This window comes from Citrobacter sp. 172116965, from assembly GCF_013458095.1.
GTDB classification, from domain to species: domain Bacteria; phylum Pseudomonadota; class Gammaproteobacteria; order Enterobacterales; family Enterobacteriaceae; genus Citrobacter; species Citrobacter braakii.
This window is the reverse complement of record NZ_CP046673.1, coordinates 1,908,586-1,931,633: the sequence shown is the minus strand read 5'-3', so window position 1 is coordinate 1,931,633 and position 23,048 is coordinate 1,908,586. Positions and strand designations below refer to the sequence as shown.

General features: G+C 53.9%; 22 protein-coding genes. 6 read left to right on the top strand and 16 right to left on the bottom strand.

Annotation, left to right across the window (positions count from 1 at the left end; genetic code table 11):
* Positions 1 to 125: 125 nt before the first annotated feature.
* Positions 126 to 710, top strand: a complete 585-nt coding sequence (locus GPJ68_RS09140) for a nucleoside triphosphate pyrophosphatase (protein ID WP_016152637.1) — start codon at positions 126 to 128, stop codon at positions 708 to 710.
* 91 nt (positions 711 to 801) lie between these two features.
* On the opposite strand, the gene rluC is transcribed toward GPJ68_RS09140, so the two are convergent.
* Complete coding sequence (gene rluC, locus GPJ68_RS09135; protein WP_049259723.1) at positions 802 to 1,755, bottom strand: 23S rRNA pseudouridine(955/2504/2580) synthase RluC; 954 nt, start codon at positions 1,753 to 1,755, stop codon at positions 802 to 804.
* Positions 1,756 to 2,453: 698 nt separating this feature from the next.
* On the opposite strand from rluC, the gene rne reads away from it, so the two are divergent.
* Entirely contained in the window at positions 2,454 to 5,684 is a 3,231-nt protein-coding gene (gene rne / locus GPJ68_RS09130) for a ribonuclease E (RefSeq protein WP_104651941.1), read from the top strand.
* Between the two features lie 242 nt (positions 5,685 to 5,926).
* Here rne and flgL read toward each other — a convergent pair whose 3' ends face one another.
* The 11 genes from flgL to flgB form a co-directional block, all read right to left on the bottom strand.
* Entirely contained in the window at positions 5,927 to 6,880 is a 954-nt protein-coding gene (flgL, locus tag GPJ68_RS09125; RefSeq protein ID WP_094761485.1) for a flagellar hook-associated protein FlgL, read from the bottom strand.
* 14 nt (positions 6,881 to 6,894) lie between these two features.
* Positions 6,895 to 8,553 carry a flagellar hook-associated protein FlgK gene (flgK, locus tag GPJ68_RS09120; protein WP_016152633.1) on the bottom strand — a complete coding sequence of 553 codons (1,659 nt, stop codon included), beginning with the start codon at positions 8,551 to 8,553 and terminating at the stop codon, positions 6,895 to 6,897.
* A 64-nt stretch (positions 8,554 to 8,617) separates the two neighbouring features.
* Positions 8,618 to 9,568, bottom strand: a complete 951-nt coding sequence (gene flgJ, locus GPJ68_RS09115) for a flagellar assembly peptidoglycan hydrolase FlgJ (RefSeq protein ID WP_016152632.1) — start codon at positions 9,566 to 9,568, stop codon at positions 8,618 to 8,620.
* The gene (locus GPJ68_RS09110; protein WP_019076467.1) at positions 9,568 to 10,644 is read right to left on the bottom strand and encodes a flagellar basal body P-ring protein FlgI; all 1,077 of its coding nucleotides are present in this window, start codon (positions 10,642 to 10,644) and stop codon (positions 9,568 to 9,570) included. Before GPJ68_RS09110 ends, flgJ begins: the two co-directional genes overlap by 1 nt.
* Before the next feature lie 33 nt (positions 10,645 to 10,677).
* A complete protein-coding gene (flgH, locus tag GPJ68_RS09105; protein ID WP_016152630.1) occupies positions 10,678 to 11,376 on the bottom strand; it encodes a flagellar basal body L-ring protein FlgH in 699 nt (232 codons plus the stop codon).
* Positions 11,377 to 11,433: 57 nt separating this feature from the next.
* On the bottom strand, positions 11,434 to 12,216 hold the full coding sequence (gene flgG / locus GPJ68_RS09100; protein WP_003036202.1) for a flagellar basal-body rod protein FlgG: 783 nt from the start codon (positions 12,214 to 12,216) through the stop codon (positions 11,434 to 11,436).
* A gap of 13 nt (positions 12,217 to 12,229) precedes the next feature.
* A complete protein-coding gene (locus GPJ68_RS09095) occupies positions 12,230 to 12,985 on the bottom strand; it encodes a flagellar basal body rod protein FlgF (RefSeq protein WP_016156188.1) in 756 nt (251 codons plus the stop codon).
* A gap of 20 nt (positions 12,986 to 13,005) precedes the next feature.
* The gene (gene flgE / locus GPJ68_RS09090) at positions 13,006 to 14,259 is read right to left on the bottom strand and encodes a flagellar hook protein FlgE (protein ID WP_016152628.1); all 1,254 of its coding nucleotides are present in this window, start codon (positions 14,257 to 14,259) and stop codon (positions 13,006 to 13,008) included.
* A 26-nt stretch (positions 14,260 to 14,285) separates the two neighbouring features.
* Complete coding sequence (gene flgD / locus GPJ68_RS09085) at positions 14,286 to 14,984, bottom strand: flagellar hook assembly protein FlgD (RefSeq protein WP_016152627.1); 699 nt, start codon at positions 14,982 to 14,984, stop codon at positions 14,286 to 14,288.
* Positions 14,985 to 14,996: 12 nt separating this feature from the next.
* Positions 14,997 to 15,401 carry a flagellar basal body rod protein FlgC gene (gene flgC / locus GPJ68_RS09080; protein ID WP_006685091.1) on the bottom strand — a complete coding sequence of 135 codons (405 nt, stop codon included), beginning with the start codon at positions 15,399 to 15,401 and terminating at the stop codon, positions 14,997 to 14,999.
* 3 nt (positions 15,402 to 15,404) lie between these two features.
* Positions 15,405 to 15,821 carry a flagellar basal body rod protein FlgB gene (flgB, locus tag GPJ68_RS09075; RefSeq protein ID WP_016152626.1) on the bottom strand — a complete coding sequence of 139 codons (417 nt, stop codon included), beginning with the start codon at positions 15,819 to 15,821 and terminating at the stop codon, positions 15,405 to 15,407.
* 157 nt (positions 15,822 to 15,978) lie between these two features.
* Between flgB and flgA the strand changes: the two genes are divergently transcribed.
* The 3 genes from flgA (at position 15,979) to flgN (ending at position 17,451) form a co-directional block, all read left to right on the top strand.
* Entirely contained in the window at positions 15,979 to 16,638 is a 660-nt protein-coding gene (flgA, locus tag GPJ68_RS09070) for a flagellar basal body P-ring formation chaperone FlgA (RefSeq protein WP_016156187.1), read from the top strand.
* A gap of 93 nt (positions 16,639 to 16,731) precedes the next feature.
* The gene (flgM, locus tag GPJ68_RS09065; protein WP_049269896.1) at positions 16,732 to 17,025 is read left to right on the top strand and encodes a flagellar biosynthesis anti-sigma factor FlgM; all 294 of its coding nucleotides are present in this window, start codon (positions 16,732 to 16,734) and stop codon (positions 17,023 to 17,025) included.
* A 3-nt stretch (positions 17,026 to 17,028) separates the two neighbouring features.
* Positions 17,029 to 17,451 (top strand): flagella biosynthesis chaperone FlgN, encoded by a 423-nt coding sequence (gene flgN, locus GPJ68_RS09060; protein WP_049269893.1) that lies wholly within the window; start codon positions 17,029 to 17,031, stop codon positions 17,449 to 17,451.
* An 85-nt stretch (positions 17,452 to 17,536) separates the two neighbouring features.
* On the opposite strand, the gene murJ is transcribed toward flgN, so the two are convergent.
* From murJ to rimJ, 4 genes are all read right to left on the bottom strand, one after another.
* A complete protein-coding gene (gene murJ, locus GPJ68_RS09055; RefSeq protein ID WP_180837248.1) occupies positions 17,537 to 19,072 on the bottom strand; it encodes a murein biosynthesis integral membrane protein MurJ in 1,536 nt (511 codons plus the stop codon).
* Between the two features lie 223 nt (positions 19,073 to 19,295).
* Positions 19,296 to 20,219, bottom strand: coding sequence for a Gfo/Idh/MocA family protein (locus tag GPJ68_RS09050; RefSeq protein WP_104651942.1), 924 nt, complete (start codon positions 20,217 to 20,219; stop codon positions 19,296 to 19,298).
* A gap of 1 nt (position 20,220) precedes the next feature.
* The gene (locus GPJ68_RS09045) at positions 20,221 to 20,868 is read right to left on the bottom strand and encodes a YceH family protein (RefSeq protein WP_049040969.1); all 648 of its coding nucleotides are present in this window, start codon (positions 20,866 to 20,868) and stop codon (positions 20,221 to 20,223) included.
* A gap of 34 nt (positions 20,869 to 20,902) precedes the next feature.
* Positions 20,903 to 21,487 (bottom strand): ribosomal protein S5-alanine N-acetyltransferase, encoded by a 585-nt coding sequence (gene rimJ, locus GPJ68_RS09040; RefSeq protein ID WP_006685101.1) that lies wholly within the window; start codon positions 21,485 to 21,487, stop codon positions 20,903 to 20,905.
* 259 nt (positions 21,488 to 21,746) lie between these two features.
* Between rimJ and mdtH the strand changes: the two genes are divergently transcribed.
* Positions 21,747 to 22,955 (top strand): multidrug efflux MFS transporter MdtH, encoded by a 1,209-nt coding sequence (gene mdtH / locus GPJ68_RS09035; RefSeq protein WP_016156184.1) that lies wholly within the window; start codon positions 21,747 to 21,749, stop codon positions 22,953 to 22,955.
* Positions 22,956 to 23,048 lie beyond the last annotated feature (93 nt).

Here is a 23,048-nt window from a genome sequence, read left to right as displayed (position 1 = left end):
AATTCGCACACATTGCGGGTCATCGACTTAAAATCGCTCAACACAAGCCATTACAGCCAGCTTGTAGGACGAAGTCCATAGTTTAAAATGGCTCTCATCAATACGCTATATGCGAGGGAAAAAATATGCCTCAACTTATTCTTGCTTCTACCTCTCCCTGGCGTCGCGCTTTACTAGAAAAACTGGCAATCCCGTTCGAATGCGCAGCACCAGAGGTTGATGAAACGCCGTTACCGGGCGAAGCCCCCCGGCACTTAGTCTTGCGACTGGCGCAGAAAAAAGCGCAATCTCTCGCCCACCGATATCCATCGCACCTTATTATTGGTTCCGATCAAATTTGTGTTCTCGATGGTGAAATAACCGGCAAACCGTTAACAGAAGAAAATGCACGCCAGCAGTTACTCAAAGCCCGTGGCAATATTGTGACGTTTTATACCGGACTGGCGCTGTATAATTCTGCGACCGGACATTTACAAACTGAAGTTGAACCGTTCGACGTGCATTTTCGTCATTTAAGCGAAACGGAAATTGAAGATTACGTGCGCAAAGAGCGCCCGCTGCATTGTGCCGGTAGTTTTAAAAGCGAAGGATTGGGCATTGCACTTTTTGAGCGCCTGGAAGGTCGCGACCCAAATACCTTAATCGGTTTGCCGCTAATCGCACTGTGTCAAATGCTGCGACGAGAAGATATGAACCCGTTAAAAGCCTGACGGGTTGACGGCTGTTTAGGCCTAATCCTGTAGGCCTGATAGGCACAGCGCCATCAGGTCTACAGGTAATGCGCGATAATATCAATGCGCATCAGCCTTTACTACGTAACACCTCGAGGCAGCGCTTCAACTGCTTATCCATTGGCGCTTCAATACGCATTACTTCACCCGTCCCCGGATGAGTAAATTTCAACGCTGCGGCGTGCAAAAAGAGCCTGCTCAGTCCGGTATCCGCCAGTTGCTTATCGAACTCACGATCGCCATAGCGGTCGTCAAAGGCAATCGGATGTCCGGCATATTGTGTATGCACGCGAATCTGGTGCGTTCGTCCAGTCACGGGACTGCAGCGCACAAGCGTAGCGAACGCATAACGCTCTTCCACTTTAAAGCGTGTTTCCGATGGTTTGCCTTCCTGATTCACCCGCACAATGCGCTCGCCGCTTTGCAGAATGTTCTTTAACAGCGGGGCCTGCACGGTTTTGACATGGGACTGCCACTGGCCGCGTACCAACGCGAGGTAGTCTTTCTGCATGCCTTTTTCACGCAGTTGTTCATGCAACGAACGCAAGGCAGATCGTTTTTTGGCCACCAGCAGCACGCCGGAGGTATCCCGGTCGAGGCGATGCACCAGTTCAAGGAAACGCGCTTCCGGGCGCAGCGCACGTAAGCCTTCAATGACGCCAAAGCTTAATCCGCTTCCACCATGCACGGCCGTACCTGAAGGCTTGTTAAGCACCAGAATGTGGTCATCTTCATATAAAATGACATCGGTCAGCGCCGCGACCTTCTGCAAATTCGGTGAAATGGCCTCTTCTTCACGTTCAGCGACACGTACAGGTGGAATACGCACAATGTCCCCGTCTTCGAGTTTGTACTCGGGTTTAATGCGTTTTTTGTTCACCCGCACTTCGCCTTTACGCAAAATGCGATAAATCATACTTTTCGGCACGCCCTTGAGCTGGGTGCGCAAAAAGTTGTCGATGCGTTGCCCTGCTTCGTCGGCAGTAATGGCAACTGTTTTTACGGCTGGAGTCTCTGTTTTCATGGGGGCCGATTTTAAATAGCCATCAAGATTCGCGCCACACATTTTTCTATGCTTATATTAACTGCTATACCTTATTACTTAAGTTTGACATAGCCGATTTGGTGGTTATTAAAGCAATCACTACGCGGAAGTGAAAAAACTGTGAGTAACCGGGTGATAAATGGCAAAAGTCATCTTGCTATAACAAGGTTAGCAGTGGAATAATGAGGTTGTTTCCGTGTTGAATCTTGTTAAAACAAGAACTTTTCCGGAATGACCCAATTTTGCCCGACCGATCATCAACGCAGCAATGGCGTAAGACGTATTGATCTTTCAGGCAGTTAGCGGGCTGCGGGTTGCAGTCCTTACCGGTAAGTGCTCTATAGATTTCGCGTTGTAGGAAGGCGGCAAGTCTGGGAACCCCAGGTGCTTACTCCTGTAAGTGGTTGGGGTAAGAAGATGAAGCCAACGCACCCACAGCGTGAAAGACGATAAGCACAATGGAAGCTTCTCTGGAGAGTAACACCCAGACTGTTCCCCTGATAATTGCGCTGTGTTTCCGTATGAAATACAGGCAACCGACACTCTGCGCCTCTTTGAGCTGACGATAACCGTGAGGTTGGCGACGCGAATAGACACGAGGCCATCGGTTCACACCCGGAAAGGCATTACTCTGCCCGCAGCTTAGTCGTCAATGTAAGAATAATGAGTAAGTTACGATGAAAAGAATGTTAATTAACGCGACTCAGCAGGAAGAGTTGCGTGTCGCCCTTGTAGATGGGCAGCGTCTGTACGATCTGGATATCGAAAGTCCTGGACACGAACAGAAAAAAGCCAACATCTATAAAGGCAAAATTACCCGTATTGAACCGAGTCTGGAAGCTGCTTTTGTTGATTACGGCGCTGAACGTCACGGTTTCCTCCCGTTAAAAGAAATTGCCCGCGAATACTTCCCCGCTAGCTACAACTCCCATGGTCGTCCCAACATTAAAGACGTGTTGCGCGAAGGTCAGGAAGTCATTGTTCAGATCGATAAAGAAGAACGCGGCAATAAAGGTGCTGCGCTGACCACCTTTATCAGCCTGGCAGGTAGTTATCTGGTTCTGATGCCGAACAACCCGCGCGCGGGCGGCATCTCCCGTCGCATTGAAGGCGACGACCGTACCGAATTAAAAGAAGCGCTGGCAAGCCTGGAACTGCCTGATGGCATGGGGCTTATCGTGCGTACCGCAGGTGTCGGCAAATCTGCCGAAGCGCTGCAGTGGGACCTGAGTTTCCGCCTGAAGCACTGGGAAGCGATTCAAAAAGCCGCTGACAGCCGCCCTGCTCCGTTCCTGATCCATCAGGAAAGCAACGTTATCGTTCGCGCATTCCGTGACTATTTACGTCAGGACATCGGCGAAATCCTCATCGACAACCCGAAAGTTATGGAGATGGCGCGTCAGCACATCGCCGCGCTGGGTCGTCCGGATTTCAGCAGCAAAATCAAACTGTACACCGGTGAAATCCCGCTGTTCAGCCACTATCAAATCGAATCTCAAATTGAGTCCGCGTTCCAGCGCGAAGTGCGTCTGCCGTCCGGCGGCTCAATCGTTATCGACAGCACAGAAGCGCTGACCGCCATCGATATCAACTCCGCACGCGCGACCCGCGGCGGCGACATCGAAGAAACTGCGTTCAACACCAACCTTGAAGCAGCCGATGAAATTGCTCGTCAGTTGCGTCTGCGTGACCTCGGCGGCCTGATCGTAATCGACTTCATTGATATGACGCCGGTTCGTCACCAGCGTGCGGTTGAAAACCGTCTGCGTGAAGCCGTGCGTCAGGACAGAGCGCGTATTCAGATCAGCCATATTTCTCGCTTCGGCCTGCTGGAGATGTCCCGCCAGCGTCTGAGCCCGTCGCTGGGTGAATCCAGCCATCACGTATGCCCACGCTGCTCCGGCACGGGTACCGTACGTGATAACGAATCACTGTCGCTGTCTATTCTGCGTCTGATCGAAGAAGAAGCGCTGAAAGAAAATACGCAGGAAGTTCACGCTATTGTTCCTGTGCCGATCGCATCCTACCTGCTCAACGAAAAACGTACCGCGGTAAATGCCATCGAGACGCGTCAGAATGGCGTGCGCTGTGTGATTGTGCCAAACGATCAGATGGAAACTCCGCATTACTCCGTGCTGCGCGTACGCAAAGGGGAAGAAACACCAACCCTGAGCTACCTGCTGCCGAAACTGCATGAAGAAGCGATGGCATTGCCGACGGAAGAAGAGTTCGTCGAGCGTAAACAGCCAGAGCAGCCGGCATTGGCCACCTTTGCTATGCCAGAGGTGCCGCCAGCCCCTGCTTTGCAGGAACCTACTGCGAAGGCCGCCGCGCCTAAAGCCGCAGCAGCGACCGCGGCCGTCGCCGCGCAGCCAGGTTTGATTAGCCGTTTCTTCGGCGCACTCAAGTCCATCTTCAGCGGTAGCGAAGAAGTGAAACCGGTTGAACAACCTGCGCCGAAAGCTGAAGAGAAAACCGATCGCCAGCAGGATCGTCGTAAACCGCGTCAGAACAATCGTCGCGACCGTAACGATCGTCGTGATAATCGCGACAACCGTGGCGAGCGTGATAACCGTAACGAGCGTTCAGAAAGCGGCGAAAACCGTGAAGATAACCGCCGTAACCGCCGTCAGTCGCAGCAGCAAAATGCGGAAGCGCGCGATAACCGCCAGCAGTCTACTGAGGTCGCCGACAAAGCGAAATCCGGTGATGACCAGCAGGCTCCGCGTCGCGAGCGCAACCGCCGTCGCAACGATGATAAGCGTCAGGCGCAGCAGGAAGTTAAAGAGCTGAACCTGGCAGAACAACCTGCGCAGGATACCGAGCAGGAAGAGCGCGTTCGTCAGCCTCAGACTCGCCGTAAACAGCGTCAGCTGACTCAGAAAGTTCGTTACACAGACAGCCCGGCTGTTGAAGCCGAAGTCGCTACTGCCGAGGTGGTCACTGAAACGGCTGTCGCTCAACCAACTGAACAGCCCGTACCGGCACAGCGTACTGAACTGGCGAAAGTTGATCTGCCTGCCGTCGTTGCGACTGAGCAGGAAGACAACAGCGAAGCGCGTGACTCTAATGGTATGCCGCGTCGTTCCCGTCGCTCACCTCGCCATCTGCGCGTCAGTGGACAACGCCGTCGTCGCTATCGTGACGAGCGTTACCCGGTTCAGTCGCCGATGCCGTTAATGGTTGCCTGCGCATCTCCAGAATTAGCGTCCGGTAAAGTCTGGATCCGCTACCCTGTTGCTCGTCCTCAGGATCAGCAGGTTGCAGAGCAGCGCGAGCAGGAAACGCCAGTCGCCGTAGAGCCTCAGGTTGCTGCAGCTGCCGTTGAGCATATTGTGAACGCCCCTGCGTCGGTTGAAACCGTACAGCCAGAGGTGGTCATTGCTGAACCTCAGGCTACCGTCGTTGAAACCACGCATCCGGAAGTCATCGCTACTCCGGTCGAGGAACAACCGCAAATTATCGCTGAATCTGACGCGCCTGTTGCTGAGGATACCGCGGCGAAAGCCGAACCTGTCGCTGAAATTGTGGCTGCGCCGGTTGTCGAAGAATCTGCGGAGGTTGTTATTTCTCAGCCTGAAGTGGCTGAAGAGATTGCCGAGGTTGTGGAAACAGCGCCAGTGGCTGAAGAAGTTGCCGCGCCGCAAGAGGTTGTTGCCGCACCTGTCGTCGAAGACACAGTCGCTAAGGCTGAAGTTGTCGCAACCCGCATTGACGCAGAACATCTTCACAGCCACGCGGCCGCCCCGATGACCCGTGCTCCGGCACCAGAGTATGTGCCTGAAGCGCCGCGTCATAGTGACTGGCAACGCCCGGAATTCGCCTTTGAAGGTAAAGGTGCCGCAGGTGGACACAGCGCCACGCACCAGGCGACTGCGCCAGCAACGCGCCCGCAGCCCATTGAGTAAGTCATAATCAACATCAAAGCCGACCTTCGGGTCGGCTTTTTTTTATCTCTGCTCTACGCACTGGCAAACTGAGAAGGCGTGGTTACGCTGGCAATCTTTAGCGGTGCGATTGCGTGGGAAATAAGATTAACGGGGAATCTGTCGCTGAGAAAATAACAGTGGCCTAAAAAAATGCCCGCTCCGGGGTGTTAAAGGAGCGGGCAGACAAACATATCCAGTTTCATGATATGTTCAAAAAGGTGTTACCGGTTCAGTTGAAATAGCGACATTCCCTGCATATCGGTAAACGTTTTGTACGATGCCTGCAGTGCGGCCTGCTGCATCACGTAGGACGAAATCGCTGCGTTCCAGTCAACATCCACCAGATTGCTCATCTGCTGAGTCTGGCCCAATGCGCGATCGGCGCCCAGTGAATCCAGTGAACTTAACTCGCTGAGCTGAGTCCCTAATTCTGCACGAACAGAAAGCACGTTATTCAATGAATTTTTCAGGCCACGACTGGTTTTATCAATGGCTGCAGCGGCGGTAGCTTTTGCCGCGTCATTGCCCTCAATAGGGGTTTTGAGCGCATCAATAGCGGTATCCAGCATTTTGAACAGGTTCTTTTCCTGAGTACCGCCGCCTGGTTCCGGTACGGCATTACTGGTCAGATTAACAAATACTTTATCGCCAGTATGACCAATCACCATGGTACGGGAGGCATCGACCTGCTGGGTCACATTTGTTGTACCGCCGCTGTAAGCGCCATCTGCCTGAGCAAATGGTGCAGATTCTGTTTTATATCCGCCAAAAATATAGCGCCCATTACCGTCGGTGCTGTTCGCCAGGTTCATCAGTTGATCGCGGATCCCCTGCAGGTCGGTGGCCAGCGATGCACGGTCGTCATCGCTTAACGTGCCGTTCGCGGCATAGACAATTTTTTCCTGCGCGGTCTGAATTGCCGTCGTTACCTGACTCAGTACGTTCTCTTCCAGCGATACTTTTTGCGTCGCAAATGAACGCGCCAGCGTATATTGGCTGTTCTGCGCCTGTGCTTGAGAAAGCACCACGGCCTGCGAGGCGGCGATCGGATCGTCAGATGGGTTGATCACACGTTTTCCCGTTGACATCTGCTCGCCGAACTTCATCCATTCAGCCTGAGAGTTAGTGATGCCACGCATATTCTGCTGGTACATCATCTGGGTGCTGATACGCATTGTGTCCCTCTCCCTTAGCGAATATTAATCAGTGCATCAAACAGCGCATTTGCAGTTTGCAGCACTTGCGCGTTAGCCAGGTAATACTGTTGGTAGCGCTGTAAGTTACCGTATTCTTCGTCGAGGTTGACGCCGGAAATAGACTGCTGCTGCTTATAAAGCTGCGTTACCACGTTGTTCTGGGTAATGGCGCTGGTTTTCAGCGTCGCGGTTTTGTTCCCGACATCGCTTACCAGCGTGGCATATGCATCGTTGAAGGTCTTATTACCCACGGTAGCTTTGGTCTGCAGATCCAGCAGTTTCTGACCGTTACGGTTATCGCTTTTTCCCTTATCAATATCCGGGTCCGGATCATTTTTTGAGACCTGGGCCATGGCGATTTTCGACTCATCGGTCACCATGACTTTCATATCAACAACGGCGTTACTGACAGGTTTCACTGTGAAGCTGTCATTTGCTTTTGCGCCAGTATTTACGGTGATTTCCATCCCGTCAAAGGACATCTTCCCACCGGTAACGGTAGCTTTGAAGCTGGTATTATCCGCCAGGCGAGTAACCTGCCAGTCCGTCCCGTCATAAACGATTTTATAATCGGTCGCCTGTACAGCAGAGCTGTCGGTAATCTTCGCGCTTAACGATCCTGTTCCTGTATTTTTAGCGTTGTTGAATACTGCCGGGCTACCGATAGCAAAGAAATCCTTACCCTGATCGCCGTTCGCGTCAAAACCCTCTTTATGCTGGGTGTTAAACGCATCGGCAAACGCCAACGCCAGTTGGCCCAGCGTATTACGCGTCTGGTCAAGCTCTTGAGAACGGAAGGTCAACAGCCCGCCCAGTGAACCGGTATTCAACAGTTTTTCGGGAATTTCAACCTCGCCGGCAACCCCGTCGACGTAGGCCACTGTGGTTCGATTGGGATCGTCACTGGAGGGCACAGCCGCCAGCTGGCGTGCATTGCTGCCCTGCACCAGTGAATAGCCGTTCGCCATGGTTATGTTGTAAGTCCCGCCGTCCTGAACGCTGACTTCAACACCGACAATCTGGTTCAGTTCACTGACCAGTTGGTCGCGCTGGTCGAGTAAATCGTTAGGCGATGCGCCCGCGCCGACGCCGGTCAGACGGGAAATCTGATCGTTGAGGCTGGCAATCTGTTTTGAATAGTTGTTGATCTGGTCAACGCTGGCCTTGATCGCAGTATTAACCTGCTTGTCTTGATCGCGCAGATACTGGTCAGTTGTTCTGAACTGGTTGACTAAACCATCAGCTTTACCGATCAGCGCCTGGCGCGCCGCCGGGTCTTCCGCGTTACTGACAAGCGTTTGCAGGCTGGTAAAAAAGTCCTGCATTGAGGTCGAAATGGAACTGGTTTTGCTGGAGAGCAGATTGTCGATTTTCGACATTTGTTCATAGCGCGTTGTCAGGCCGCTGCTTTGGTTCTGCGCGGCACGTAACTGATTCGTGATAAAGGAGTCATACTCGCGCTGTACGCCAGAAACATAGACGCCATTGCCAACCCAGCCCCCCGCACCCAGCGTGCTGTTCGCTTGCGCCATAATTGTCGTTTGACGGGTGTATCCGGCAACGTTATAGCTGGAGATGTTATTACTGGCAGAATTCAACGCGGCCTGCGCTGCGGCGAGTCCACTCATCGCGTTATTAATCAAGCTGGACATGGAGGTTCCTTGTAATCCTTCAATACTCGTTATTATCGGCAGCAGGTTGGTAGACTTGAGCTATTTAAAAGAGATTATCGATATTCGTACTGTAGGTTTTGCTCACTTTTTCGCTCATCGATTTCAACTGCTGGATCATGCTGGTTAATTTACGCGCATAGTTAGGGTCAGTCGCGTAACCGGCATTCTGCAAAGCCTGTGCCCCTTGCTCGGCGGTAGCAGCGGCGGTTACCGCCGCATAGCGCGGGTTACGTGATATCAGACCGACATAATCCGACAGTGCCTCAAGGTAAGAGCTATAGACGCGGAATCGGGCTTTCACCTTTTTCGCCTCGCCGTTTTCATATTCGGTGGTGGTGATTTCGGTGGTTGGGCCTTTCCAGCTTCCCGAAGCCTTCACGCCAAAAATGTTAAAGCTCGGTTCACCGTTCTCACGGCGGATTTGTCGCTGGCCCCATCCGGACTCCAGCGCCGCCTGCGCCAGAATCAGATGATGTGGAACCCCGCTTTGCTGACTTGCCAGCTTAGCCGGCAGCGATAGCTGGGCGAGGAAGTCTTTACTGTCACCTGACAGCGGCTCATCATTGCTTTCCGTCGCGCGGGGAATGGCTTTACGGACCAGTTGCGTCAGCGCCTGGTTTTGATAGCTGGTCACCGTTTCCAGGGAGAACTTCATTGGCACCTGCGGCGCATCGTCTGCGGGTTGCGCCTGCCCTTCAGTCATCTGCTTAACCATCATTTCAGCCAGTCCCAGACCTTTACCTGCGGTCATCTGCTGCGCAATTTGTTGGTCATACATGCTGGTATACAAACGTGTTGAATCACTGCTAAAAACGCCATCTTTCGGCAGCGCTTCACGCATGCTTTTCAGCATCATTTGTACGAACATCCCTTCAACCTGACGGGCAACCGGGCGGATATTCGCCGCCGGGTCCTGACCCGCTTTCGCTTTCAGTTCGTTCAGTGATTGCGCATCCCAGGCGGCACTGGTCAGCAGTTTGCTGTCACCAATCATTAGATGATTTCCAGTTTGGCGCGTAAGCATCCCGCGCTCTGCATCGATTGCAGAATGGACATCAGATCCATCGGCGTTGCCCCTAGCGCATTAAGCGCACGCACAACATTGTTCAGGTTGGCGCTGGAACGCACGCTTTGCAGCGAACCGCCGCTCTGGCGCAGATCGATCTGGGTTTGAGGTGTCACCACGGTCTGTCCACCGCCAAACGGTGTATCCGGCTGGCTGACGTTCGCCTGGCGGTTTACCGTAATCGACAAGTTGCCTTGCGCGACGGCACAGCTATCCAGTGTGACTTCACGGTTCATAACGACGGATCCGGTGCGCGAGTTGATAATCACTTTCGCATCCTGCGGCGTGACGTTCACCTCCATATTCTGGATGTCAGCAAGGAAACGCACCTGCGAACTGTTGCCGCTTGGCACGCGTACCTGAATCGTCCGAGCGTCCAGCGCAGTGGCGCTACCAAAGCCGCGCGAACGGTTAATGGTGTCGGTTATCTGCTGCGCCATAGTGAAATCTTCATTATTGAGCTGCAGATTAATGGTGTTACCGCCGCCGAACTGGCTGGGTAATTCACGTTCGATGGTCGCGCCGTTGGTAATACGTCCGCCATTGAGCTGGTTTACCTGCACGCTGCTGCCACCCGCAGCCGCGCCTGCACCGCCTACCAGAATATTCCCCTGCGCCAGCGCATATACCTGGCTATCGACCCCTTTCAGCGGGGTCATCAGCAACGTTCCGCCGCGCAGGCTTTTGGCGTTCCCCATGGAAGAGACCACCACGTCAATGGTTTGCCCCTGACGACCAAAGGCCGGGAATTGCGCGGTCACCATCACCGCCGCCACGTTTTTCAGTTGCATATTGGTGCCGGTTGGCACGGTAATTCCCAACTGCGAAAGCATGTTGTTGAGCGTTTGCGTAGTAAACGGCGTCTGGGTGGTCTGGTCACCCGTGCCATCCAAACCGACCACCAGCCCATAACCGATCAACGAGTTTTCCCGCACGCCCTGAACGCTGGTCAGGTCACGAATACGGTCGGCATGCGCAAAGGTGGTTATCAGCACCAGTACCATTCCAACTAAAGATTTAAACACTGGCTACCTCGCTTACATCGGCGACAAGTTAAGGAAGAAACGCTGCAACCAGCCCATATTCTGCGCTTCATTGATGTAGCCGTTGCCGACATACTCAATACGTGCGTCCGCAACCTGAGTTGACGGTACGGAGTTGCTGCCACTGATGGTGCGCGGGTTAACGACCCCGGAGAAGCGAATGAATTCAGTGCCCTGATTAATGGCGATCTGTTTTTCACCCACAACATGTAAGTTACCATTCACCAGTACCTGATCGACCGTTACGGTCAGCGTACCGCTGAAGGTATTGCTGGCGTTCGCGCCGCCTTTACCGTTAAAGGTGTTACCGCCTGAAGCTTCTACGTCAGCACGCTCGTTGCCAAACAGTCCTTGCAAATAACGCGGTACGGTATCAAAGCCAAAGTTGGTTTTGCCGTCGCGGCTGGCATTAGCCGAGGAACTTTTGCTCGCGCTGACGTTTTCCTGCAATACGATGGTCAACGTATCGCCAATATTGCGCGGACGGCGGTCTTCGAATAGCGGCTGATAACCGTAGTTAATCGGTTGGGCCGACTGGAAGATTGATCCATTCGCCACCGGCGTCGGGCCAGGAACAGGCTGGGCAGACGTTGCGCCCTGCACGAGGGGCGTGGCCGGGATCCAGGCGCATCCTGTCAGTGAAACCACCAACAGGGCTAAAATTGGGTATGGGTGAAGCGCGTATTTTCGCATTGCGGTCATCTTCAAAATCAGTGTGCCGGTGAGGCTTTCACCCCACCGGGCCACACTTTAGAGTTGCGTCAGTTTTTGCAGCATCTGATCGGTGGTCGATACCGCTTTACTGTTGATTTCGTAAGCGCGCTGAACCTGGATCATGTTTACCAGCTCTTCCGCCACGTTGACGTTAGAGGTTTCAACATAACCCTGGTACAGCAGACCCGCGCCGTTCAGCCCCGGAGTGCTCTCATTCGGCGCACCGGATGACTGCGTTTCGGTGTACAGATTCTCACCAATGCTTTCCAGACCGGTATCGTTCATAAAAGTAGTCAGGTTAAGCTGCCCAACCTGAACCGGTGCTGCCTGGCCCTGCTGGGTTACGCTGACGATACCGTCGCGTCCAATGGTGATACTGAGCGAGTTAGCCGGGATGGTGATAGCCGGCTGAACCTGAAAACCACCCGCAGTCACCAGTTGACCGTTCTGATCCACCTGGAAAGAACCGTCACGGGTGTAGGCGGACGTGCCATCAGGCAGCATGACCTGGAAAAATCCCTGCCCTTTAATCGCCACATCTTTACTGTTGTTGGTCTGCGACAGGTTCCCCTGGCTGTGTAAACGCTCGGTCGCGACCGGGCGCACACCGGTACCAATCTGCAAACCAGACGGCAGTGTGGTTTGTTCAGAAGACTGTGCGCCAGGCTGGCGAATCGTCTGGTACAACAGATCTTCAAACACGGCACGTTGACGCTTAAATCCGTTGGTGCTGACGTTTGCCAGGTTGTTGGCAATCACATCCATGTTGGTTTGCTGCGCATCCAGGCCGGTTTTGGCGATCCATAATGAACTGATCATAAAATGTCCTGTATTAACTCATCGACAGCAGTTGGTTGGCGCGACCCGCGTTATCATCCACGCTACTGATAATCTTCATTTGCATTTCGAAACGACGGGCGTTGGCAATCATGTCACTCATCGCGGCTACCGGCTTAACGTTACTGCCTTCCAGCACACCCGACATAACGCGAATGCTGGGGTCGGCCTGTAACGTAGCGCCACGGGTAGCCTGCGCGGCCTGAGTCAGACGGAACATACCGTCATCGCCACGTTGCACTTCACTCCCCGTGGCCTTCACCAGTTTCAGTCGCCCAACTGGCGCAACGGTGTTAGCCGGATCGCCAGGGTTGAGCGCCGAGATCGTGCCGTCTGCCGCAATGGTGACTTCTGAACCTTCCGGTACGGCTATTGGTCCGGCTTCGCCAATCACCGGGTGTCCCTGAATGGTCAGTTCCCCCGTAGGGCTTACCTGAATGGCGCCATTTCGGGTATATCCTTCGCTACCGTCCGCGGTCTGCACAGCCAACCAGCCATCCTGTTGCAGCGCCACGTCCAGCGGACGTGAGGTATAGTCCATCTGACCCGGCGTCATATCGGCCCCCGGCGTGGAGGCCACCACCAGCGTACGCGTCGGTAAAGACAATCCTTCAACGGGAACCGCGCGCAGCGCATTGAGCTGCGCACGAAAACCCGGCGTTGAGGCGTTTGCCAGGTTGCTGGCCGTCACCGCTTGTTGATTCAGCGTCTGACTGGCCGCGCCCATGGCGGTATAAATTGCGTGATCCATTAAGCCATCCCGTCAGGCGCTTAGCGCAGGTTGACCAGCGTGTTGAGGATCTGGTCCTGGGTTTTGATGGTCTGCGCGTTCGACTGATAGTTACGCTGGGCGACGATCATATTCACCAGTTCTTTACTCAAATCCACGTTTGATGCTTCCAGCGCGCCGTTGGTCAGCTTGCCGAAGTTACCCTCGCCTGCGGTACCCAGCAGCGCCACGCCGGAAGACTGAGTAGCTGCCCAGACGTTGTCACCCTGAGAAGCCAGACCTTCGTTGTTGGCAAAGTTTGCCAGCACGATCTGCCCCAGAACCTGTTGCTGTTCGTTGGAGTAGTTACCGACCACAGTACCGTCATTGTTAATCTGGTAGCTCACCAGGTCGCCCGGCTTATAGCCATTCTGATTCGTGGCAACGATGTTGTTGGCGCCAGTGTTCTGCTGCATGGAGTTCAGGAAGCTCAGGGAGAAATTTGCCGCATCAGCACCGTTAATCTGCCCGGTTGTGATGTTGATTTCCTTTGGCCAGACGGTAGGAGGCGTTGGTACCGCCTCGGCGGCTGTGGCGCTAATCCCTAAGAACACACCATTTTCATTAAAGCGCATAAACCCTGCTGATTTTGCAGCGGCTCCGGTTGAAGCATCCTGTGTGTGAACTTCCCAGGTGTTGCTCTGCGCATTTTTGACATAAAAAATATTCATGTCATGGGCGTTACCCTGGCTATCGAAAACGGTAACGGTGCCTTTCTTGTTGTAGGAATCCGCATCGCTGGGATTAAACGGGGTCTTCGTTGGCACCTTGTCAGTGGAGTTCAGGTTGATCTGCATTGACGCAGTCGTGGTGGTTTTAGCCGCCATCAGCGTATTCGGGATAGTGATCGGCGCCGGGTTAGCACCTTGCTGTATCGTTGGCGGTGTACCAGTAGCCGGATAGCCCGTCAGCTGTAGCCCCTGCATGTTGACGATATTGCGGTTTTCATCGAGCTTGAACTGACCGTTACGGCTGTAGAAAACGGAACCGTTGCTGTCTACCATGCGGAAAAAACCGTTCTGGCTGATAGCGACATCCAGCCCGCGACCGGTGTTGGTCGTGGTACCGTCGGTAAAGTCCTGGGTAATGCCCGCAACTTTAACGCCCAGACCCACTTTAGAACCGGCGAACATATCGGCAAAAGAGGCCGTACCGGATTTAAAACCGTAGGTGGCGGAGTTGGCGATGTTGTTACCAATGACATCGAGGTTGGTCGCTGCAGCGTTCAGACCGCTGACCGCTTGTGAAAAGGCCATGACTTACTCCTGATAAGTGTGAAGGCTTAAATGATCTGCCGTACTTCGTCGAGGGTGGTGGTTCCATAGGTGCCCAGATCCAGCGTATTACCGCCGTTACTGCGAATAACGCCCTGCACCAGCGCAAACTGAAGCGGCTGAGCCACCAGTTGTGTTCCGCCATTACTGGCAGCAATTGACACGTTGTAAGAACCGCTTGGCGCATCCGTGCCATCGGTCATGGTGCCGTCCCAGGTAAAGGTATGAACGCCCGCTTTCAACCCACCAATATCAATGGTGCGTACCACCTTGCCGTCTTTATCGGTAATGGTTGCGGTAACCTTATCTGCCGGTTGCTGCAGTTCAACGCCAAACGGCGTAGTGGTGGTTTTTGCGCCCTCTTCCGTACCTTTACCGGTCAGGATGGTGGTACCTGGGATCATGACACCGTGGCCAATCAGCGTACTGGCCTGCAGCGACTGACTGTTGTCGATCTGCCCGGAGATCGATCCCAGCGTGGTGTTCAGTTTCTCAATTCCACTCACGGTACTGATTTGCGCCAACTGGGTGGTCAGTTCGTTGTTTTGCAGCGGGTTGGTTGGATCCTGGTTTTTCAGCTGTGCCACCAGCAGCGTAAGGAAGCTGCTTTGCAGGTCCGCGGCGTTGCTGCCCGTCAGCGAACTCTTCCCCGTTGCGTCATTCACACCCGTCGTGCTCGGGTCATTCATTTTTACAGCAATAGACATGTGCGCCTCCTTTTACTGGCCTAGCGTCAGCGTTTTGAGCATCAAGCTTTTCACCGTATTGAGCACTTCAACGTTTGCCTGGTAGCTACGCGAGGCTGACATGGTGTTGACCATTTCGCCGACGACGTCCACATTCGGCATTTTTACGTAACCGTTCGCATCGGCCAGCGGATTACCGGGTTCATAAACCAGCTTATCCGGCGCCTGGCTTTCAATGACGTCAGCGACTTTTACGCCACCGGTTGCCGCACCTGGCGCGGCATCAACCTGAAAAACAACCTGCTTCGCGCGATAGGGCTGACCGTCAGGTCCGGTGACGCTATCCGCATTCGCCATGTTGCTGGCTGCCACGTTCAGGCGCTTAGACTGAGCCGTCAGCGCAGAGCCTGCGATATCAAAAATATTTAACAGCGCCACGAATTAGTTCCCTCCTTGCAGCACGTTCATCATGCCTTTGATTTGTCCACCCAACGCGGTCAGCCCCATTTGATACTTGAGGCTGTTGTCTGCAAATTGCGTACGCTCCCGGTCCATATCTACCGTGTTGCCATCGAGAGACGGCTGATCAGGAATGCGGTAGAGCAGTTCCGTAGAAGGAGCGGAAACGGTCTGGGCCGGAATGTGTTGTGCAGAGGTCAGCGTCAACGAGACACCGCCGGTTTCTTCCCGTCCCCGCACCATGACTTTTTTTAATTCACTGGCGAAATCCAGGTCGCGCGCCTGATACCCCGGCGTGTCGGCATTGGCTATGTTGGCCGCCAATACTTCCTGGCGTTGGGCGCGCAAATTCAGCGCTTCCTGTTGAAAACGTAAGGCGGCGTCGAGCTTATCGAGCATATCTCCTCCGCAAATGACAAAATTCAGCCGACAGCTTAAATCCCATTACGCGCGCGTTATCGCCGGAATAAACGCAAAATGCGTCGCTATTTGTTGCGTTGATGACTGCGTCACACAGGTAGAATCCTGTCACTACCTGAAAAAGCGCGAGGTTTTGATGCAAACGTTTAAACGTGGAGTCGTCGTGGCAGCACTGCTGTTCAGTCCTATGACGCTGGCGCAAGACCTGAATTCACAGCTGACGGCATGGTTTTCCCAGCGACTGGCCGGATTTAGCGATGAGGTCGTCGTTACTATCCGAACGTCGCCAAACTTATTGCCGAGCTGCGAACAACCAGCATTAAGCGTGTCCGGGAGTGCAAAATTGTGGGGTAATGTGAACGTGCTGGCGCGCTGCGCCAACGAGAAACGTTATCTGCAGGTGAACGTGCAGGCCACGGGAAACTACGTTGTTGCCGCCGCGCCCGTCGCTCGGGGTAGCGCCCTGACTTCGGCCAGCGTAACGCTAAAACGAGGTCGACTGGACCAACTCCCTCCGCGCGCCGTGCTGGATATGAATCAGGTGCAGGATGCCGTAAGCCTGCGCGATCTGGTGCCCGGTCAGCCGATACAGCTTTCCATGTTGCGTCAGGCATGGCGAATCAAGGCCGGTCAACGCGTCCTGGTTATCGCCAACGGAGATGGCTTTCGGGTGAATGCCGAAGGTAAGGCGCTGAACAATGCCGCCGTCGCCCAGAATGCCCGAGTACGGATGATTTCAGGCCAGGTGGTGAGCGGTGTCGTCGATTCTGATGGGAATATTCTTATTAACCTATAATAGGTTAAAGATTTTTTAGCGTGTGCCGATAGATAAACAACCAATGATTACAGCGGGCCGCTATAGCGTAACCCCTCGATGAGGATAAACAAAATGAGCATTGATCGTACCTCACCATTGAAGCCAGTAAGTACCGTTCAGCCACGTGAAACCAGCGATGCGCCGGTACAAAAAACGCGGAAGGAAAAAACCACCGCCACCACCAGCACCAGCGTCATGCTGAGCGACGCCCAGGCCAAACTGATGCAGCCCGGCTCCAATGACATCAATATGGAACGCGTGGAAGCACTCAAAACCGCAATCCGTAATGGCGAGCTGAAAATGGACACCGGAAAAATTGCCGACTCGCTGATCCGCGAGGCGCAGAGCTACCTACAGAGTAAATAAAGTATGACTCGTTTGTCAGAAATACTTGACCAGATGACGACCGTCCTCAATGACCTGAAAACGGTAATGGATGCTGAACAGCAGCAGCTTTCCGCAGGATATATTAACGGCAGCCAGCTACAGCGTATTACAGAAGAAAAAAGCTCTTTGCTGGCAACCCTTGATTACCTGGAGCAGCAGCGCCGTCTGGAGCATGACGCCACGCGCAGCGCCAATGATGAAATTGCCGAGCGTTGGCAGACCATTACCCGGAAAACACAGGACCTACGCGAACTCAACCAGCACAACGGTTGGCTGCTGGAAGGGCAGATCGAGCGTAATCAACAAGCGATTCAAGTGCTGAAACCGTACCAGGAACCGGCGCTATATGGCGCAAACGGTCAAACCTCTGCTGCGCACCGCGGCGGGAAAAAATTCTCTATCTGATGCTAGCCTGATAACGTTTTGCTTATCAGGCCTACGCGTTTTGTAGGCCGGATACGGCGTCATGCCGCCATCCGGCATTAATCTGTTACGCCATCCGGCGCACAAACTCTTTCACTTTAAAGCCCAGCACCGCGAGCGCAGCGAAGTAAGCAGCAATACCTGCCACCACAACGGCCATCAGACGCAGCAGACGCCATAACATCGTTCCCTGCGACCAGTCCGGCATGATGTATAGCATCCCAACCAGCGCCGCCGACATCACCAGCACAGAAATCACCAGTCGCGCCAGGAACCAGGCCCAACCCGGTTGTGGGGTAAAAATTTTCTGTTTCCGCAGTTGCCAGTACAGCAGTGAAGCGTTCAGACACGCCGCCAGACCAATCGACAGCGACAGCCCGGCATGTTTCAGCGGCCCAATAAACGCCAGGTTCATTACCTGGGTCATAATCAGCGTGACAATGGCAATCTTGACTGGCGTTTTAATATCCTGGCGCGAATAAAAACCAGGGGCCAACACTTTCACCACGATCAAGCCAATCAAACCTACCGAATATGCCACCAGCGCGCGCTGCGTCATCGCTGCGTCAAAGGCGGTAAATTTACCGTACTGGAACAGAGAAACCGTCAGCGGTTTGGCCAGAATCCCCAACGCCACGGCGCTCGGTAATGCCAACAGAAAACACAAACGCAGGCCCCAGTCCATCAGACGGCAATACTCATCATGATTACCGCTGGAAAAACTTTTGGATAGCGAGGGCAGCAGAATAGTCCCCAACGCGACGCCAAGTACGCCAGACGGAAACTCCATCAGACGGTCAGCATAATACATCCATGACACTGAGCCAGAGGCCAGAAATGAAGCGAAAATCGTATTGATGATCAGTGAAATCTGGCTGACAGATACCCCAAGGATCGCCGGGCCCATTTGCTTGACGACGCGCATCGCCCCCGCATCACGGAAGTTCACGCGCGGCAGCACCAGCATGCCAATTTTCTTCAGGTGCGGAAGCTGGTAAATCAGCTGCAGCACGCCGCCAACGGTAACGGCCCACGCCAGCGCCAGCACCGGAGGGTGAAAATAAGGAGCAGCAAACAGCGCGAAACCGATCATGCTGATATTCAGAAAGGTCGGCGCAAACGCCGGAATGGAAAAGCGATTCCAGGTATTCAGGATCGCACCCACCAGCGAAGCCAGTGAGATCAGCAGAATATACGGAAAGGTGATCCGTAGCAGTTGAGTGGTCAGCGCAAATTTGTCCGCGGTGTCGGCAAACCCTGGCGCGGTGACTAAAATCACCCACGGGGCAGCCAGCATTCCGGCGACCGTCACCACGGCCAGCGCCAGAGTCAACAGCCCGGAAACGTAAGAGACAAAGACGCGGGTCGCATCCTCCCCCTGCTTACTTTTATATTCGGCAAGAATAGGCACAAACGCCTGCGAAAAAGCGCCCTCAGCAAAGATTCGGCGCAGCAGGTTAGGAAGTTTGAATGCCACAAAAAAGGCATCAGTCGCCATCCCTGCGCCAAAGATTCTGGCGACAATCGCATCACGCGCAAAACCCAGCACACGTGAAAACATCGTCATCGAGCTGACGGCTGCCAGCGACTTTAATAAATTCATCTATGTTGTATTCCAGACTCTGAGGCAAAACCCCGACAAACCTGCCCGTAGGTCGGATAAGGCATGATCGCCGCCATCCGGCACTTTTGCTGTGCCTGATGGCGACGCCGTAGCGTCTTATCAGGCCGACAAACCAGCCTATGGTTGAAAAGAGGTGTTATTTTTGAGTTGGCATATAGTACCTGGATTACAATGAATTACTACCGCCAGATGTTACAGGGGGTTATTCAGCCATTGCCTCCCGCCACAGCTTTTCGACAACGCGCTGGGCCAGGAGCGCCTGCTCACCTGCCGTCTGGGGAACCGTCTGATTTTGCACGCACTCAATGAAATGACGTGCGCATCCGGCAAAACCACGCTGCTCCAGGGTAGTTTGCCAGCCTGCTACCGGCTTGTGCACCACACCTTGCCCGCGCTCTTCCCGCCATTCCCGCATATCCGTAACGTCAATCAGGCCACCATCCGTCACCGCCTGCACGCTCTCGCGCTGGCTACCGGCGCGGCGATGCATACTGGTCGTTACCTGCATTTGCCCGGCAGAAAAATGGTGCTCCGCATAGAGCATCGCGCCGGAGTCATTGGTTAACAGCGTACCGTTATTTAACTGCGCTTTCTCTCCCGCCAGCCACAATGCGGTATCGACAACGTGCAGATAGTCGTCCAGCAAAGTGAAGCGCAGATCGTGCGGCCCGACGCTGTCCGTCCGGTGCTTATCCATGCGTACGGACGCCGCATTGCCCAACTGGGATTTGAGATCCTGATACAGCGGCGCAAATCGACGGTTAAACCCCACCATCAGCGTCAGCTTTTTCCGCTCGGCCAGCTCCACCAATTGTTCAGCCTCGCGCAGGCTTTCCGCCAGCGGTTTATCCACGCACACGTGAACCCCGGCATTCAGCAGTTCGCTGACCACCGCATAGTGCGTTGCGGTACTGGAATGGACGAAAACCGCATCGCAGGTTTGCGCCAGATTAACCAGTGAATCAACGTAGGGTATCCGCCAGGTATCACAGATACGCTGCGCTTTTTCCCGCGAAGGTGAAAATGCCCCTTCCAGCGTCCAGTCTGCACTAGCGCCCAGCACGGGCAGCCAGGCCTTTTGCGCAATCCCGCCGAGCCCGACAACGCCGATACGTAATTTATTCACATCAGTCTCCCAGGTGCGCCAGCAAGGAATCAAGCCGTTGCTTAAGCTCCGCGACGTCTGTTTCCAGCGCTTCAACGCGCGCCTGTAGATCGCCCGAAGCTGCCGGAAGTTCATCTACCGTTGTCATCGCTTCATCAACGTCACCGCAAAACAGGTGCATATAACGGCTTTCACGTTTGCCCGGCTCACGCGCCAGGCGAACGACATAAGGACCATCTTCCCGGGTTGCCAGTTTCTCCAGTGTCGACTCTACTTCGGCCATGTCGCTGAATTCGTACATCCGGGAAGCGCGGCTACGTAGCTCACCTGGTGTTTGAGCGCCGCGCAGCAACAGCGTGGTAATGAGCGCGACTTCCCCCGCGCTGAGCTTAAGATTACCAAACTCAGAGTTGCAGAAACGCTGCTCATATTTCGTGACGCGATTACCAAAGCCACTCACCGTACGCAGGAAATGCCGTTTCACCAGGTTATCAAGCTGATCCTGCACGTCGGATTCCGACAGGTTCATCACGGGTTCACGATTCGTTTTTTGATTGCAGGCGGTTACGACTCCGTTAACGGAGAGCGGATACTGTTCAGGCGTAGTCACTTGTTTTTCTAATAAACAGCCAATCACCCGTGCTTCAGTGGCGGTTAATTCGTATTTCATCGTCTTCTCCATTAATCATGGCTGCATCTGAAACTTAGCGGCCGGGGGTCCATTCTGATGTGGTCAACGCCGTCAGCACGTGATCGCGCCACTGCCCGTCAATCAGCAGGTAGTCTTTGGCATACCCTTCTTTTTCAAAACCCAGTCGCGCCAGCAGGTCACCGCTGCGTTTATTATGTGGCATGTAGTTAGCCATAATGCGGTGAATATGCTGCGTGCGCTGCATATAGCGGATGGCCGAGGTTAAGGCTTCATACATCAGCCCCTGCCCCTGCCACTTCTGCGCAATGGAGTAACCGAGATAACAGGCGTGGAAAGATCCCCGCACGACGTTCGAGAAGTTCGCGACGCCAATAATCTCTTTTTCTTCCGGATCGAGCAGCGCAAAGTAATAAGCGGTGCCCTGTTTATGAAACTCAGAGATCATGCTCAGACGCGCCTGCCAGCCTGACGGATAACAGTGGCTTTCATCGCGAATAGGCTCCCAGGGTTTTAAGAAATGACGATTTTCTGCGTAATAATCTGCCAGACGCCAGGCATCACGCTCATGCACTAAACGCACGACCAGGCGGTCCGTGGTTAAGCGCACTTTTGGCACGTTACTGCGATAGCCAAACATTCTATACCTACTCCTTCCCGTAACGTCTTCAATACGCTATTCGCATTACTATACCTGCGCAAATACGCCCTGTGAAAAGAGCAAAATGCCATTTTTTGAATTATTCACACATTTTGATGAAAACTCTCTATCAAGACGGACTTTTGATAAAAAAATATTGTCCCGCGAAGGGTGGGAAAAGCGATGACGACACCGCAGAATAGGAGGTGCTTATCTTTTAAACTCTATCCAGAGTGACGAGTTTTTCCCTGGAGGGGAAATGTCGCAAGTCTCGCAGGCAAGGAACCTGGGTAAATACTTCCTTCTTATCGATAACATGCTGGTCGTGCTGGGTTTCTTCGTCGTTTTCCCGCTGATCTCAATTCGTTTCGTCGATCAAATGGGCTGGGCCGCCGTGATGGTCGGTATCGCGCTTGGATTACGTCAATTTATCCAGCAAGGTTTAGGTATCTTCGGCGGTGCTATTGCTGACCGTTTCGGGGCAAAACCGATGATCGTCACCGGCATGCTGATGCGCGCTGCCGGATTCGCCACCATGGGCATTGCCCATGAACCGTGGTTGCTATGGTTTTCCTGCTTTCTTTCCGGGCTGGGCGGCACGTTGTTCGACCCTCCCCGCTCGGCGCTGGTGGTCAAACTGATCCGTCCGGAAAAGCGCGGGCGTTTTTTCTCTATTCTGATGATGCAGGATAGCGCCGGGGCAGTGGTTGGCGCGTTGCTCGGCAGTTGGTTATTGCAATACGATTTCCGTCTGGTGTGTGCCACCGGCGCAATTTTGTTCGTTCTGTGCGCGGCGTTTAACGCCTGGCTACTTCCGGCATGGAAGCTGTCAACGGTGAAAATTCCGGTGCGCGAAGGAATGAGCCACGTGATGCATGACAAGCGCTTTGTCACTTATGTGCTGACGCTGGCGGGCTATTACATGCTGGCGGTACAAGTGATGCTGATGCTGCCAATAATGGTAAACGACATCGCTGGCTCACCGGCCGCTGTGAAATGGATGTATGCCATCGAGGCGTGCCTCTCTTTAACGTTGCTCTACCCGATTGCCCGCTGGAGTGAAAAACGCTTTCGCCTTGAGCATCGCCTGATGGCCGGTCTGCTGGTGATGTCTTTAAGCATGATGCCCATCGGCCTGGTCGGGAATTTGCAGCAGTTGTTCACCCTGATTTGCACGTTCTATATTGGCTCAATCATCGCCGAACCGGCGCGTGAAACCCTGAGCGCCTCGCTGGCGAATGCACGTGCCCGGGGAAGCTATATGGGTTTCAGTCGACTGGGACTCGCCATCGGCGGCGCCATTGGTTATATCGGCGGCGGCTGGCTGTTTGACATGGGTAAAGCCCTGGCACAACCGGAGCTGCCCTGGATGATGCTCGGTATTATCGGCTTCATCACTTTCCTGGCGCTGGGCTGGCAATTCAGTCTCAAACGCCCAACGCGTGGTATGCTGGAGCCTGACGCCTGATAGCCAATCTGGTGTACGCGCATTTTTCAGTTTTTTCTGCTGTTACCCGCAGCGCTGGTGCTCGATGATGCTTTGTGTCACGATTACACCACA